The 13,036-nt window shown below is 71.2% G+C and carries 17 protein-coding genes; 10 read left to right on the top strand and 7 right to left on the bottom strand.

Going from position 1 to position 13,036, the window contains the following annotated elements:
• Positions 1 to 7 precede the first annotated feature (7 nt).
• From P8627_RS11340 to P8627_RS11320, 5 genes are read right to left on the bottom strand one after another with little or no spacing between them, the layout of a single operon-like run.
• The gene (locus tag P8627_RS11340) at positions 8 to 511 is read right to left on the bottom strand and encodes a lysozyme inhibitor LprI family protein (RefSeq protein WP_279964215.1); all 504 of its coding nucleotides are present in this window, start codon (positions 509 to 511) and stop codon (positions 8 to 10) included.
• Positions 508 to 1,263: a flavodoxin family protein gene (locus P8627_RS11335; protein WP_279964214.1), complete on the bottom strand. Its 756-nt coding sequence runs from the start codon at positions 1,261 to 1,263 to the stop codon at positions 508 to 510. Before P8627_RS11335 ends, P8627_RS11340 begins: the two co-directional genes overlap by 4 nt.
• Positions 1,263 to 1,790 (bottom strand): lysozyme inhibitor LprI family protein, encoded by a 528-nt coding sequence (locus tag P8627_RS11330; protein WP_279964213.1) that lies wholly within the window; start codon positions 1,788 to 1,790, stop codon positions 1,263 to 1,265. The genes P8627_RS11335 and P8627_RS11330 overlap by 1 nt, the downstream gene beginning before the upstream one ends.
• Complete coding sequence (locus tag P8627_RS11325) at positions 1,787 to 2,203, bottom strand: DUF1622 domain-containing protein (protein WP_279964212.1); 417 nt, start codon at positions 2,201 to 2,203, stop codon at positions 1,787 to 1,789. The genes P8627_RS11330 and P8627_RS11325 overlap by 4 nt, the downstream gene beginning before the upstream one ends.
• A gap of 1 nt (position 2,204) precedes the next feature.
• Positions 2,205 to 3,368, bottom strand: coding sequence for an acyl-CoA dehydrogenase family protein (locus P8627_RS11320; RefSeq protein ID WP_279964211.1), 1,164 nt, complete (start codon positions 3,366 to 3,368; stop codon positions 2,205 to 2,207).
• 180 nt (positions 3,369 to 3,548) lie between these two features.
• Here P8627_RS11320 and P8627_RS11315 point away from each other — a divergent pair, with 180 nt between their 5' ends.
• A complete protein-coding gene (locus tag P8627_RS11315; RefSeq protein WP_279964210.1) occupies positions 3,549 to 4,073 on the top strand; it encodes a hypothetical protein in 525 nt (174 codons plus the stop codon).
• Positions 4,074 to 4,112: 39 nt separating this feature from the next.
• Here the strand turns inward: P8627_RS11315 and P8627_RS11310 are convergent, their stop codons facing one another.
• Entirely contained in the window at positions 4,113 to 5,282 is a 1,170-nt protein-coding gene (locus tag P8627_RS11310; RefSeq protein WP_279964208.1) for a DegT/DnrJ/EryC1/StrS family aminotransferase, read from the bottom strand.
• A gap of 130 nt (positions 5,283 to 5,412) precedes the next feature.
• Between P8627_RS11310 and P8627_RS11305 the strand changes: the two genes are divergently transcribed.
• From P8627_RS11305 to P8627_RS11285, 5 genes are all read left to right on the top strand, one after another.
• Complete coding sequence (locus P8627_RS11305; protein WP_279964207.1) at positions 5,413 to 6,291, top strand: TIGR01459 family HAD-type hydrolase; 879 nt, start codon at positions 5,413 to 5,415, stop codon at positions 6,289 to 6,291.
• Between the two features lie 103 nt (positions 6,292 to 6,394).
• Positions 6,395 to 6,838, top strand: a complete 444-nt coding sequence (locus tag P8627_RS11300; protein WP_279964205.1) for a MaoC family dehydratase — start codon at positions 6,395 to 6,397, stop codon at positions 6,836 to 6,838.
• A 296-nt stretch (positions 6,839 to 7,134) separates the two neighbouring features.
• A complete protein-coding gene (locus tag P8627_RS11295; RefSeq protein WP_279964204.1) occupies positions 7,135 to 8,067 on the top strand; it encodes a bifunctional riboflavin kinase/FAD synthetase in 933 nt (310 codons plus the stop codon).
• Positions 8,060 to 8,542, top strand: coding sequence for a YcgN family cysteine cluster protein (locus tag P8627_RS11290; RefSeq protein WP_279964203.1), 483 nt, complete (start codon positions 8,060 to 8,062; stop codon positions 8,540 to 8,542). Before P8627_RS11295 ends, P8627_RS11290 begins: the two co-directional genes overlap by 8 nt.
• Complete coding sequence (locus tag P8627_RS11285; RefSeq protein WP_279964202.1) at positions 8,539 to 9,582, top strand: threonine aldolase family protein; 1,044 nt, start codon at positions 8,539 to 8,541, stop codon at positions 9,580 to 9,582. Before P8627_RS11290 ends, P8627_RS11285 begins: the two co-directional genes overlap by 4 nt.
• A gap of 120 nt (positions 9,583 to 9,702) precedes the next feature.
• Here the strand turns inward: P8627_RS11285 and P8627_RS11280 are convergent, their stop codons facing one another.
• Positions 9,703 to 9,954: an accessory factor UbiK family protein gene (locus tag P8627_RS11280; RefSeq protein ID WP_279964201.1), complete on the bottom strand. Its 252-nt coding sequence runs from the start codon at positions 9,952 to 9,954 to the stop codon at positions 9,703 to 9,705.
• A gap of 95 nt (positions 9,955 to 10,049) precedes the next feature.
• Between P8627_RS11280 and lgt the strand changes: the two genes are divergently transcribed.
• From lgt to P8627_RS11260, 4 genes are all read left to right on the top strand, one after another.
• Positions 10,050 to 10,946, top strand: a complete 897-nt coding sequence (gene lgt, locus P8627_RS11275; protein WP_279964200.1) for a prolipoprotein diacylglyceryl transferase — start codon at positions 10,050 to 10,052, stop codon at positions 10,944 to 10,946.
• Positions 10,947 to 10,956: 10 nt separating this feature from the next.
• Positions 10,957 to 12,027: a class I SAM-dependent methyltransferase gene (locus P8627_RS11270; RefSeq protein ID WP_279964199.1), complete on the top strand. Its 1,071-nt coding sequence runs from the start codon at positions 10,957 to 10,959 to the stop codon at positions 12,025 to 12,027.
• Positions 12,017 to 12,766: a peptidoglycan editing factor PgeF gene (gene pgeF, locus P8627_RS11265; protein WP_279964198.1), complete on the top strand. Its 750-nt coding sequence runs from the start codon at positions 12,017 to 12,019 to the stop codon at positions 12,764 to 12,766. The genes P8627_RS11270 and pgeF overlap by 11 nt, the downstream gene beginning before the upstream one ends.
• Before the next feature lie 133 nt (positions 12,767 to 12,899).
• Positions 12,900 to 13,031 carry a hypothetical protein gene (locus P8627_RS11260; RefSeq protein WP_279964197.1) on the top strand — a complete coding sequence of 44 codons (132 nt, stop codon included), beginning with the start codon at positions 12,900 to 12,902 and terminating at the stop codon, positions 13,029 to 13,031.
• Positions 13,032 to 13,036 lie beyond the last annotated feature (5 nt).

Raw genomic sequence — 13,036 nt, 5'->3', positions numbered from 1 at the left:
GGGCGGGTCATCGGCGGGAGATCTCCTCCAGCTCGCGCTCGAGCCGCAGGGCCTGTTCGCCGGTCAGCCGCATCAGGCAATCGGCGCTGGCCGGGCCGCCGCCGGTGCCGCCGCCCCATTGCGAGCGGGCATAAGCGCAGGCGGCGTCGCGATAGGGGATCCAGGCGCGCTGCATGTCGCGCAGCGCGTCGGCCATCGAGGGCGGGTTGCCGCCGGCGGACCGCATCTCGGCATCGGTCGCGGCATGCGCGGCGCGGAGCGTGCCGTAGGCGGCGTTCAGCCGGTCGTCCCAGTATTGCAGCTCGGAATAGAGGCAGGCGCCCATGCCGACCGTCGTCTCCCCGCCCGGCGTGTCCGCCACGCAGGCCCCGGCGGAGAGGCCGATGCAATCCGCGCGATCCCGTGGCGCGGTCGCGGCCAGGCAGGCTTCGGTCGCGGCCGGGGCGAAGATCACGTCCTGCGCCGCCGCCGGACCGGCGGCCAGCGCGGCGAGGAGGAGGGCGCGGATCATACGCGGTGCTCCGGGTTGGGCAGGCTCGGGTCGCAGCCCTCGGCCTGCCAGACGCGGCGATCGTTGCCGTGGTTCGGGATCCCGCCCTTCAGCATCTTCGCCAGGTGCATGCAATTCCAGGCCATGATGGTGGCGTTTCGCGCGGTGAAATCATTGTCGAACCCCACGCGCTTGCCGTCGACCGTGTCGCCATAGGAGGGGCCGGGCCCGGCCTCGCCGATCCAGCCGCAATCGGCCTGCGGCGGGATGGTGTAGCCCAGATGGCTGAGCGCGTAGCACAGCGTCATGGCGGCGTGCTTTACGCCATCCTCGTTGCCGGTGACCACGCAGCCGCCGACGCGGCCATAGTAGACCGACTGGCCCCGGTCGTTGAGCTGGCCCGACATGCCGTAGAGACGTTCGATCAGGACCCGGCAGACCGACGATTCCTCGCCCAGCCAGAGCGGCGTGCCGACGATCAGGATGTCGGCGGCCCGCACCCGGTCCCAAAGCGCGGGCCAGTCGTCGCGCTCCCAGCCGTGCGCGGTCATGTCGGGCTGCACCCCGAAGGCGACCTGGTGGTCGAGCATGTGCAGCCGGTCCACGGACACGCCCGCCCGCGCCATCAGCGTGCCGACCTGGCCCAGCAGGATGTCGGTGTGGCTGTCGGCGCTTCGCCGCTTCAGCGAGGTGTTCACCAGGAGCGCCGTGAGGCCCGTGTAATCGGGCGCGTCGCCGCCGCAGGTGGCCGCGGCCTTGGGGTGCAGATCCATCACATGCCCTCCGTCATCTGACGCAGGACGATAACACGCTCGGCGGTCATGTCGCCGACGCAGGACGCGGCCGCGAGGCTGCGCATCGAGCCCGAGCCCCAGGCGGCGTATTCCAGCCGGCATTGCGCGTCGCGAAAGGCGATCCAGGCGCGCTGCGCGGCGAGCAGCGCATCGGCGCGGTCCGAGAAGGCGTCGCCGAAGATCTCCGCCTCGGTAGCATCGGCGGCGCGGGCCCAGTCGCGGTGCCGCGGCCAGTCGGCGTTGAGCAGCTCGTCCCAGAGCGCGCCCTCCATCGCCGTGCATTCGGTCATGCCGAGCTGGGTCATCCCGCCCTCCGCCCCGTCCATGCAGGCCCGGGCCGCCAGCCCCTTGCAGGCGATCAGCGCGGTGGCGTCGGCGGCGCCCGCGACGCAGGCGTCGAAGCCGCCGCGCCAGGGCGCCGGGTCGAGGTTCTGCGCGCCAGCCGGGGCGGCCAGGCCCAAAAGCAGCCCGCAAAGCAGGCCGCGCAGGGCCGGCTGGCCCGTCACTGGTGCAGCTCCTTCTTCACCTCGGCCAGTTCGCGGTCGAGGAAGAAAGAAATGAGCGAGCGGATCACCACCAGCAGGCCCAGGAAGACGAGGTCCGACATGGCGAGGCTCAGCGCGGTGTGGATAATGTCGGAGACGATCAGCAACTCCAGCCCCGCGAGGATGTAGCGGCCCAGTTCGACCCGCTCGCGGTTCACGCCGCGCACGCGGATCGCGTCGTCGCGCGAGATCTCGGCCTTCAGGAAGCCCAGAACGAAGCGGATCCCGCCCACCAGCAGGATCAGGCAGGCGAAGATGTCGATCCCCGCCGCCGCGTATTCCAGCGCCAGCACCAGCCAGTCGACCTGTCCGTGCAGGATCGAATCCTCGCGCACGTAGTCGAGGAACCCGGAGCTGTCCGCGGCGGCCTCCATGTCAGCCCATCGCGCCCATCAATTCGCGGCCCACCAGCATGCGGCGGATCTCGGAGGTGCCGGCGCCGATCTCCATGAGCTTCGCGTCGCGGAAGATGCGGCTGACGGGCGTGTCGTTCATGAACCCCGCCCCGCCCATCGCCTGCACCGCCTGGTGGGCGACCTTCATCCCCTCCTCGGAGGCGTAGAGCACGCAGGCCGCCGCATCCTGACGCGTGACCTCGCCCCGGTCGCAGGCCTTGGCGACCTCGTAGACATAGGCGCGGGCGGAGTTCATCGCCGTGTACATGTCGGCGATCTTGCCCTGCATCAGCTGGAAGGACCCGATGGGCTGCCCGAACTGCCGGCGCTCGGCCATGTAGGGCATGATCTCGTCGAGGCAGGCGGCCATGATGCCGGTGCCGATGCCCGACAGGACGACGCGCTCGTAATCGAGGCCCGACATCAGCACGCGGACGCCGCCGCCTTCCTCGCCCAGCACGTTCTCGAACGGGACCTCGACATCGTCGAAGATCAGCTCGGCCGTGTTCGAGCCGCGCATCCCCAGCTTGTCGAAATGCGAACTGGTCGTGAAACCGGTCATCGTCTTCTCGATCAGGAAGGCGGTGATGCCCTTCGAGCCCGCCTCCGGATCGGTCTTGGCATAGACCACCAGCGTGTCGGCATCGGGGCCGTTGGTGATCCAGTATTTCGTGCCGCTCAGCCGGTAGTGGTCGTTGCGCTTCTCGGCGCGCAGCTTCATCGAGACCACGTCCGAGCCCGAGCCCGCCTCGGACATGGCCAGCGCACCCACATTGGTGCCGGCGATGAGGCCCGGCAGGTATTTCGCCTTCTGTGCCGCGTCGCCGTTCAGCGCGATCTGGTTGACGCAGAGATTGGAATGCGCCCCGTAGCTCAGCGAGACCGAGGCGGAGGCGCGGGCGATCTCCTCCACGGCGACAACATGGGCCAGGTAGCCCATCCCCGCGCCGCCATCGGCCTCGGGCACGGTGATGCCCAGAAGGCCCAGCTCGCCCATTTCGGGCCAGAGCTCGGGCGGGAAATGGTTCGAGCGATCGATCTCGGCCGCCATCGGCTTGACGCGGTCCTGCGCCCAGCGGTGGACCATCTCGCGCAGGGCGTTCACGTCCTCGCCCAGATCGAACTGCATGCTGGCGTTGAACATCCGGGAGCCTCCGCAGGAATTGAACACTTGTTCAGTAAATAGCCGAGGCCGCGGCGCGCGTCCAGCGCCCTGCCGGCCCGGAGAGGGGGCGGCGACGCGGCCCGGGTCGGGTTTCCCCGCCTTGACCCAGCGTCACGCCCGGCGCAGCCTCGAAGCACCTGCCTGCCAGCGGAGGGCCCCATGTCCAACTACTACGTCGCCTTCTACCGCGGCCGCGGCCGCTTCGCCGATTTCGCGACCCGGGTGGCCACCCGGTCGCCCTTCTCGCATTGCGAGCTGATCTACAGCGACACCGTGCCGCGCCGCGGGGACAGCGTGATCTGCATCTCGAGCTCGGGGCGCGACGGCGGCGTGCGGATCAAGGAGATCATGCTCGAAGATCCGAAATGGGACATCTACGCCGTGCCCTGGGCCGCCGAGGACACCTGGGCGCGCGCCGAGGCGAAGCTGGGCCAGCCCTACGAGCTCTGGACGATGCTGGTGAACCAGTTCTTCAACTTCCGCCGGCACGACCGCGGCAAGTGGTTCTGCTCCGAGCTGATCGCCCACGCGCTGGGCCTGTCGATGCCGCATGCGAAATCGCCGGGCGACCTCCTGCGCGCGATCCACGACCACCGCGGCACCTGGCGCGCGGCGCTCGACCGCGCGCGCGACGAACCTGTGCGCGCCGACCCCGATGACGAGGATCTGGGCGCGCTGACCTGAGACGGGGTGACTTGAGGCGGTGACGCGCCGCCTTGCCGTTCACGCCAGATGCGCCGCCGCCTCCTCGCGCACGATCCGGGCGATCTGCGCGCAATCGTCGAGGTCGAAGGTTAGCGGCACCCGCATGTCCAGAAGCCCCGCCAGCACCGCGTCCGTCCGCGGCAGCGCCTGGGGGTCGACATAGCCCCAGTGGCGATGCGCCGAGGTGAAGCCATGCGCCTGCGGGGCGCCGAACCATTTCCAGTCCACGCCCCGATCCGCGCAGCCCGCGACGAAGCCCGGGACCCGGCCCGGGTCGCGCGCCCGCAGCTGGATCGAGGAGCCGACATAGGCCTCCGCCTGCGGGCGCGGGATGGTCGCGAGCCCCGGCGCGTCGCGGAACCCCGCCTCCAGCGCGCGGTAGCGGCTGTTCCAGCGCTCCACCTGATCCGCCAGCCGGGCGAGCTGCGGCCGCAGGATCGCGGCGCGCAATTCGTCCATCCGCCCCGACACGTTGGGCGTCACGGCCTTGTGGCGCGCGAAGACCGTCTCGGGCGGCGCGGTGCCGTTGCGCGCATAGAGCATGTAGCTGCCCGACATCAGAACCATCTTCGCGGCGAGATCGGCATCGTCGGTGACGATGAGCCCGCCCTCGCCCGAATTGAGATGCTTGTAGGTCTGGGTCGAGAAGCAGCCGATCCGCCCCCAGCGCCCCGAGGGCCGCCCCGCCCAGGCCGCGCCCATCGTATGCGCGCAATCCTCGACCAGCGTGATGCCCTTCGCGGCGCACAGCGCGACCAGCGCCTCCATGTCGGCGATATGGCCGCGCATATGCGACAGCAGCAGGACCTTCGCCCGGTCCGCCTTGGCGGCCAGGTCGTCGAGGTCCAGCACCAGCCCCTCGGTCACCTCGACCAGCACCGGCCGCGCGCCCAGGGCGGCGATGGCGCCGGGCACCGGGGCCAGGGTGAAGGCGTTGGTCAGCACCGGGTCGCCCGGCCCCACGCCCAGCGCCCGCAGCGCGCAGCCCATCGCGTAGCCGCCCGAGGCGACGGCCACGCAATGCGCCGCATCGGTGGCGGCGGCGAACTCGGCCTCCAGCGCGGCGACCTCGCTGGGATCCGCGCCGTAGCGGTGCAACGCACCCGAGCGCATCACCGCGACGGCCGCCGCGATGGCATCCTCGGGGATCGGCTCCTGCCGGGTGAAGGGCTTCTCAAAACGCTCCATGCGGCCAGCTAGGGGGGCGGTCTGGACCGGGTCAACGGGGCGTGCATGAGTCCAGCGGCCCCGCGCGATCCGCTGGACGCGCCGCGCGCGTGCTGTAGGTGAAGGGCGTTCCGAGCCGGAGGCCACGCCCATGCAGATCATCCAGTCCCTGTCCGAAATCTCCGGCCGCTACCGCGCGCTCTTCGTCGATCTCTGGGGCTGCGTGCATGACGGCGTGCACCCCTTTCCCGGCGCGGTCGAGGCGCTGAAGGCATATCGCGCGACCGGCGGCAAGGTGGTGCTGGTCACCAACTCGCCCCGGCCCCGCGACGGCGTCGCAGAACAGATCGCCGGGATCGGCGTGCCCGCCGACGCCTATGACGCCATCGCCACCTCGGGCGATTCGGCGCGGCTCGCGATGTACCAGGGCGCGGTCGGCACCCGGGTCTGGCACATGGGCTATGCCGACGAGAGCGACGACGGCTTCTTCACCCCGCCCGCGATCCTCGACGACCCGCTGGCGATCGAGCGGGTGCCCCTGGAGCGCGCCGAGGGCATCGTCTGCACCGGGCCCGCCGACCCCTATGCCGACCCGTCCGAGATGCGGCCGCAATTCCTGGCCGCGAAGACCCGGGGACTGAAGCTGCTCTGCGCAAATCCCGATATCGTGGTCGATCGCGGCGGGCGGCGCGAATGGTGCGCGGGCGCCTATGCGCAGCTCTATACCGAGATGGGCGGCGAGAGCCTCTATTTCGGCAAGCCGCACCCGCCGATCTACGATCTCGCCCGCCGGCGGCTGGCCGCGATCGCCGATGTGGGCGACGCCTCGATCCTGGCCATCGGCGACGGGCCGCAGACCGACGCGGCGGGCGCGATGGGCGAGGATCTGGACCTTCTCTTCATCTCGGGCGGCCTCGGCGCCGAGGAGACGGGCACCGCGATCGGCGGCTCACCCGACCCGGCCCGGCTGGAGCGCTACCTGGCCGAGACCGGCGTCGCGCCGACCTATGTGATCGGAACGCTTCGGTAACGTCGTTACCGATCTGCCGCATCTGACGAATAATTGTTGCGTCTACGCTTGCCGCAGCGCAGCGGCTGCGCTATCTGTCCCGCGTCACTTCGGAGGATGCGCCATGCTCGACAACATGCCCCGCGGCACGATCTGCATCGAGGATATCGAGATCGGCATGACGCGCTCGCTGTCGAAGACGATCACCGACACCGACATCCAGCTCTTCGCCGAGATCTCGACCGACCATAATCCCGTCCATTTGGACGAGGCCTATGCGCAGGACACGATCTTCGCGGGTCGCATCGCGCATGGCATGCTCACCGCGGGCCTGCTTTCGGCGGTGATCGGCGAACAGCTTCCCGGCCACGGCACGGTCTATCTGGGCCAGACGCTGAAATTCCTGGCCCCCGTGCGCCCCGGCGACCGGGTCGAGGCCTCGGTCACCGTGACCGCGATGGATATCGGCAAGCGCCGGGTGACGATGGACACGGTCTGTCTCGTCGACGGCAAGCCCGTCCTGAAGGGCGAGGCCACGGTCCTCGCGCCCTCGCGCAAGTTCGACTGAGGGGGCGGCGGGCAGCTGCCCGAGATCCGTCCGGCCGTCCGACCTGAAGCCGCGTACAGCAGCGCCGCTCTCGCTCGACGGCACGGACCCAAGGGGCGCAGCCCCGCCGTGCCAGCGCCGGACCGGCCCCGCGGGAGTGATGGACATAGCGTCCCGCACCGCGCGCGCAGCCCCGCCCCCCGGCCCGGCGCTGCCACGGCGCCGCGACATGTCGTTCACACGGACGGAGCGTGACCCGCCATGCACCCCCACCCCCGCGCTTGCACCCGGCCCGGGGGCGGGCTAGCCCGCCCCCCATGCGGATTTTCCGGGATCATCGCGCCCTTCCCGCGGATGCGCGCGGCGCCTCCGCCGCGATCGGCAATTTCGACGGCGTCCACCGGGGCCACCAGCACGTGCTGGACCTCGCGCGCCGCGACGACGCCCCGCTCGGCGTCGTCACCTTCGAGCCGCATCCCCGCGAGGTGTTCCGCCCCGACGACCCGCCCTTCCGGCTGATGTCACCCGCCGCCCGCGCCGCGCGGCTGGAGAAGCTGGGCGTGGACCTCCTGTTCGAACTGCCCTTCCCCGAAATCGCGCCGCTGAGCGCGGAGGCCTTCATGGCCGACGTCTTGGCCGGCGGGCTGGGCCTTTCCCATGTCGTGGTCGGCGCCGATTTCCGCTTCGGCAAGGGCCGCGCGGGCGACGTGGCCGCGCTGCGCGAGGGCGGCGCGCGGCTGGGCTTCGACGTGACCACGGCGGAGCTGCTGGGCGGCGAGACCCCCGTCTCCTCGACGGCGATCCGCCGCGCGCTGAGCGAGGGCCGCCCCCGCGACGCCGCCGCGATGCTGGGTCATTGGCACCGGGTCGTGGGCCCCGTCCTGCACGGCGAGAAGCGCGGCCGCGACCTGGGCTACCCGACCGCCAACCTGAGCGTCGACGGGCTGCACCTGCCGCGCCTGGGCGTCTACGCCGTGCTGGTCGACGTGCTCGAAGGCCCCCAGGCGGGCAGCTATCGCGGCGTCGCGAGCCTCGGCGTGCGCCCGATGTTCGGCGAGAACACCCCCAATCTCGAAACCTTCCTCTTCGATTTCGCAGGCGATCTCTACGGCCGTCCGATCTCGGTCGCGCTGGTCGAGTTCCTGCGCCCCGAGGCCAGCTTCGACGGGCTGCCCGCGCTCATCGCGCAAATGGATGACGACAGCGCCCGCGCCCGCGCGGCGCTCGCCGCCGAGCCCGGCGATGTCTGAGGACCCGATCGACCGCACCGGCCTGCGCGCCCGCTTCTGGGAGGGGCCGCTCGACCGCATGACGCCGCAGGAATGGGAGGCGCTCTGCGACGGCTGTGGCAAGTGTTGCCTCAACAAGCTCGAGGACGAGGAGACGGGCGAGGTCGCGCTGACGCGCATCGCCTGCCGCCTCTTCGACGACGCGACCTGCCGCTGCGCCAATTACGCCGACCGGCTGCGCCACGTGCCCGAATGCGTCGTGCTGACGCCGAAGACCCTGCCCGACGTGGTATATTTCTTCCCCGTGACCTGCGCCTATCGCCGCCTGCACGAGGGCCGCGGCCTGCCCGAATGGCACCCGCTCCTGACCGGCGATCCGATGTCGCCGCACCGCGCGGGGGCCAGCCTTATGGACGAGACCGTGTCCGAGACGCAGATCCCCGAGGAGGATTGGGAGGATTTCGTGATCGAGGAACCGACCGGAGGCGCCGCATGACCCGACAGGCCGCGACCGAGATGAACCTGAACTTCGCCTCCGACAACACCGGCCCCGTGGCCGGGCCGATCATGGACGCCATCCTCGCCGCAAATCGCGGCGGGGCCATGCCCTACGGCGCCGACCCCTGGATGCCCGAGGTCCGCGCGCGGCTGCGCGAGATGTTCGACTGGCCCGAGGCGGAGGTGCTGCTGGTCGCCACCGGCACCGGCGCCAACGCGCTGGCGTTGGCCGGGCTGGTCCGCCCGTGGGAATCGGTGCTCTGCCACCGCATCGCCCATATCGAGGTCGACGAATGCGGCGCGCCGGAATTCTACACCGGCGGCGCGAAAATGATCCTGATCGACGGCCCCGACGCCAAGATGAGCCCGGATGCGCTCGCGGCGGCGCTGGCGGGGATGGAGGGCTCGGTCCACAACGTGCAGCGCGGCGCGCTGAGCCTCTCCAACGTCACCGAGGCGGGCACGCTCTACACGCTCGACGAGCTCGCCGCGCTGACCGACCTCGCCCATGCCGAGGGCCTCGTGACCCATCTCGACGGCGCGCGCTTCGCCAATGCCTGCGCGGCGCTGGAGTGCACGGCGGCCGAACTGGCGCGCGGCTTCGACATGGTCAGCTTCGGCGGCACCAAGAACGGCTGCATGGGGGTCGAGGCGATCGTCATGCGCGACCCCGCCCGCCTGCGCGAGATGGAGCTGCGCCGCAAGCGCGCCGGGCAGCTCTGGTCGAAGCACCGTTTCCTGTCGGCGCAGATGGCGGCCTATCTGCGGGACGATCTCTGGCTGGCCAATGCCCGCGCCGCCAACGCCGCCGGCCGCCGCCTGGCCGCGGGTCTGGAGCGTCTGGGTGCGGAGCTGGTGCATCCCGTGCAGGCCAACATGATCTTCGTCCGGCTCGACCGCGACCAGCACGCAAGGGCGATGGCCGAGGCGCAATTTGTCCAATACGACGACGCGCCGCGCCCGCTCTGCCGGATGGTCTGCGATTTCACGAAGACCGGGGCCGAGGTGGACCGTCTACTGGAGCTGGTCGCGGGGTAGGGCAAAGGGCGTCGGCCCCCGCACATCCCGATCCAAGGGCACCGGTCCCACGGACAACCCCAAGACATCTCGGATCAGAGAAAGCCCGGGCCGCGGACCGGCCGGGGCCTGGACCGGCGGTCAGTCGGTCTTCGGCGCCGCTTCCATCGCGTCGAGCCGGGCCTTCAGCGCCTCGTTCTCCTCGCGCGCCTTCTGCGCCATCGCGCGGACGGCGTCGAATTCCTCGCGGGTGACGAAATCGCGATCGGCCATCCAGCGGTCGAGAAGCGACTTCATCGCCGTCTCCGCCTCGTTGCGCGCGCCTTGGGCCACGCCCATCGCGTTGGTCATCAGCTGGCCGATATCGTCCATGAAACGGTTGCGGGTCTGCATGCTTGGGCCTCCGGGCTCGTGTCCCAGCCCATATGGGGCCAAAGCCGCGCCGTCTCAAGCTTGACCCCCCGGGGGCGCGCGGGCAGAGCGGGGCCATGATCCTCGCCATCCCCTTCCCCGACATCTCGCCCGAGCTGTTCTCGGTCTCGCTGGGCGGGTTCGACTTCGCGCTGCGCTGGTACGCGCTGGCCTATATCGCGGGCATCGTCGGCGGCTGGGCCATGGCCCGCCACGTCACCCAGCAGGCGCATCTGTGGCCCCGGAGCGAGGTCTTCGTCACCCGCGCCCAGATCGAGGACATCATGACCTGGGTGATCCTCGCCATCGTGCTGGGCGGGCGGCTGGGCTACGTGATCTTCTACCAGCCCGGCTATTACCTGCAGAACCCGCTCGAGGCGCTGGCGATCTGGCAGGGCGGGATGAGCTTCCATGGCGGCATGATCGCCACCGGCCTCGTCGTGATCGTCTACGCGATGCGCCACGGCATCCCGATCCGCTCGCTTCTCGACGTGGGCGCGCTGGCCGCGCCGCTGGGGCTGGGGCTGGGGCGGCTCGCGAATTTCATCAATGCCGAGCTCTGGGGCCGGCCCAGCACCGTGCCCTGGGCCGTGATCTTCCCCGGTGCCGACGCGCAATCCTGCGCCAACCTGGGCGAGCTCTGCGCCCGGCATCCCAGCCAGCTCTACGAGGCGGTGCTCGAGGGGCTGGTCCTTCTGGTCGTGCTCTGGGTGCTGGCCTATCGCGGCGCGCTCAAGGTGCCGGGGCTGATTTGCGGGCTGTTTCTCGGCGGCTACGGGCTCGCGCGCTTCGTGGTCGAGTACTACCGCCAGCCCGACGCGCAATACATTACGGCCGCGAACCCGGCGGGCCACGTGATCGGCTGGGACGGCTGGGGCCTGACCATGGGGCAGGTCCTGTCGCTGCCGATGCTCGTCGCGGGCCTCGCCGCCGCCGCGCTGGTCTGGCGCAGCGCGCGCGCCCGCGCCGCCTGAGCGGGGCGGCATGGGTCTCGCGGCGCAGCTTCTCCGGCGCATCCGCGCGACGGGCCCGATGACGCTGGCCGATTACATGGCCGAGGCGCTGCTCGATCCCGCGGCCGGCTATTACGCGACCCGCGACCCGCTGGGTGCCGCCGGCGATTTCACGACCGCCCCCGAGATCAGCCAAATGTTCGGCGAGATGCTGGGGCTCTGCCTCGCGCAGGCCTGGCTGGACCAGGGCGCGCCCGCGCCGGTCACGCTGGCCGAACTCGGGCCCGGCCGCGGCACGCTGATGGCCGACCTCCTGCGCGCCACGCGGGGCGTGCCGGGCTTCCACGACGCGGTCCGGCTGCACCTGGTCGAGGCCTCGCCCCCGCTCCGCGCCCGCCAGGCCGAGGCGCTGGCCGGCCACGCGCCCGAATGGCACGACACGGTCGAGGGGCTGCCCGAGGGCCCGCTCCTGCTGGTCGCGAACGAATTCCTCGACGCGCTGCCGATCCGGCAATGGATCCGCGCCGATGCCGGCTGGTCCGAGATCCTCGTGACCGAAGCCGAGGGCGAGCTGGCCTTCGCGCGCGGCCCGGCCATGCCGGTGCCCGAGCTCGACCATCACGACGTCCCCCCGGGCACCGTCGTCGAGCGCTGTCCGTCCCTGCCCGGCATCGTGGCCTCGGTCGGCGACCGGGTCGCGCAGGGCGGCGCGGCGATCTTCGTCGATTACGGCCACTGGCGATCCCGCGGCGACACGCTGCAGGCGCTGCGCGCGCATCGCCCCGTCCATCCGCTGGACGCGCCCGGCACCGCCGACCTGACCGCGCATGTCGATTTCGAGGCCGTCGCCCGCGCCGCCGCCCCCGCGCGGGCCAGCGCGATGATGCGCCAGGGCGTGCTCTTGGAACGGCTGGGCATCACCGCCCGCGCCCAGGCGCTGGCGCAGGCGCTCTCGGGCGCGGCGCGCGACGCCCATGTCGCCGCCCATCGCCGCTTGACCCATCCCGCCGAGATGGGCGACCTGTTCAAGGCGATGGCCCTTGCGCCGCGGGGCGCCCCCCTGCCGCCGGGCTTCGACGCGGAGGACCGCGATGACGCTTGAGATCCTGCGATCCGACCTGCTGGGCGACGTGGCCCACGGCTTCTTCACGCGCCGCGGCGGGGCGTCCTCGGGCGTGTTCGCGGGGCTCAATTGCGGGCCCGGCTCGTCGGACCAGGCCGACGCGGTGGCGACCAATCGCGCCCGCGTGGCCGAGGCGATGGACGGCCCGCTGCGCGCCGTCCATCAGGTCCATTCGGCGACGGTCTTCACCGTGACCGGCCCCGTCCCGCAGCCCCAGCCCCAGGCCGACGCGCTGGTCACGGCCATGCCGGGCGAGGTGCTGACGGTGCTCACCGCCGATTGCCAGCCGGTCCTGTTCCACGACCCCGAGGCGGGGGTGATCGGCGCCGCCCATGCCGGCTGGAAGGGCGCGCTTTCAGGCGTTCTGGAAGCCACCGTTGCCGAAATGGCCGCGCTGGGCGCGGAACCCGGCCGGATCCGTGCCGCCATCGGCCCGTCGATCAGCCAGCGCGCCTACGAGGTCGACCAAGGCTTCCTCGACACCTTCGAAGCCGAGGATCCCGACGCCCTGCGCTTCTTCGCAGGCGGCCGCGACGCGGCGCATTACCAGTTCGACCTGATCGGCTACGGGCTGCACCGGCTGCGGTCCGCCGGGGTGGATGCGGAATGGACCGGGCATTGCACCTATTCCGACCCCGACCGCTTCTATTCCTACCGCCGCACCACCCATCGCGGCGAGGCCGATTACGGGCGGCTGATCGCGGCAATCCGGCTCTGACGCCGGGCCCCGCACGGCGCGATCCGCCCGGCCCCGTCCGCGCCACAATCAGACCTTGGAAAGACCCGGAACAGGGCCCGGTCCCGCCCCGCCGCCGCGAGATCACGTCCTCGAGAGATACGAGGAGACGCAGATGGCCCGCACGACCTGGATGGACCGCACGATCGAGGAAGCCCGCATTGCGCAGATCCGGATGCCCTGGTCGCGCAAGCCCGTGCCGCAACCCGCCCCCTCCGAGCCGCAGCCGATCCGCGCCCGCTCCTGACATTC

This window comes from Jannaschia sp. GRR-S6-38, assembly GCF_029853695.1.
Classification (GTDB): Bacteria; Pseudomonadota; Alphaproteobacteria; order Rhodobacterales; family Rhodobacteraceae; genus Jannaschia; species Jannaschia ovalis.
The sequence above is the reverse complement of the archived record's forward strand: the minus strand, read 5'-3'. Positions and strand labels throughout refer to the sequence as shown.

Excerpts from the sequence above, each read along its gene's own strand:
- P8627_RS11340 (WP_279964215.1), bottom strand. The coding sequence starts at position 511 with ATGATCCGCGCCCTCCTCCTCGCCGCGCTGGCCGCCGGTCCGGCGGCG.
- P8627_RS11335 (WP_279964214.1), bottom strand. The coding sequence starts at position 1,263 with ATGGATCTGCACCCCAAGGCCGCGGCCACCTGCGGCGGCGACGCGCCC.
- P8627_RS11325 (WP_279964212.1), bottom strand. The coding sequence starts at position 2,203 with ATGGAGGCCGCCGCGGACAGCTCCGGGTTCCTCGACTACGTGCGCGAG.
- P8627_RS11320 (WP_279964211.1), bottom strand. The coding sequence starts at position 3,368 with ATGTTCAACGCCAGCATGCAGTTCGATCTGGGCGAGGACGTGAACGCC.
- P8627_RS11315 (WP_279964210.1), top strand. The coding sequence starts at position 3,549 with ATGTCCAACTACTACGTCGCCTTCTACCGCGGCCGCGGCCGCTTCGCC.
- P8627_RS11310 (WP_279964208.1), bottom strand. The coding sequence starts at position 5,282 with ATGGAGCGTTTTGAGAAGCCCTTCACCCGGCAGGAGCCGATCCCCGAG.
- P8627_RS11305 (WP_279964207.1), top strand. The coding sequence starts at position 5,413 with ATGCAGATCATCCAGTCCCTGTCCGAAATCTCCGGCCGCTACCGCGCG.
- P8627_RS11300 (WP_279964205.1), top strand. The coding sequence starts at position 6,395 with ATGCTCGACAACATGCCCCGCGGCACGATCTGCATCGAGGATATCGAG.
- P8627_RS11295 (WP_279964204.1), top strand. The coding sequence starts at position 7,135 with ATGCGGATTTTCCGGGATCATCGCGCCCTTCCCGCGGATGCGCGCGGC.
- P8627_RS11290 (WP_279964203.1), top strand. The coding sequence starts at position 8,060 with ATGTCTGAGGACCCGATCGACCGCACCGGCCTGCGCGCCCGCTTCTGG.
- P8627_RS11285 (WP_279964202.1), top strand. The coding sequence starts at position 8,539 with ATGACCCGACAGGCCGCGACCGAGATGAACCTGAACTTCGCCTCCGAC.
- P8627_RS11280 (WP_279964201.1), bottom strand. The coding sequence starts at position 9,954 with ATGCAGACCCGCAACCGTTTCATGGACGATATCGGCCAGCTGATGACC.
- lgt (WP_279964200.1), top strand. The coding sequence starts at position 10,050 with ATGATCCTCGCCATCCCCTTCCCCGACATCTCGCCCGAGCTGTTCTCG.
- P8627_RS11270 (WP_279964199.1), top strand. The coding sequence starts at position 10,957 with ATGGGTCTCGCGGCGCAGCTTCTCCGGCGCATCCGCGCGACGGGCCCG.
- pgeF (WP_279964198.1), top strand. The coding sequence starts at position 12,017 with ATGACGCTTGAGATCCTGCGATCCGACCTGCTGGGCGACGTGGCCCAC.
- P8627_RS11260 (WP_279964197.1), top strand. The coding sequence starts at position 12,900 with ATGGCCCGCACGACCTGGATGGACCGCACGATCGAGGAAGCCCGCATT.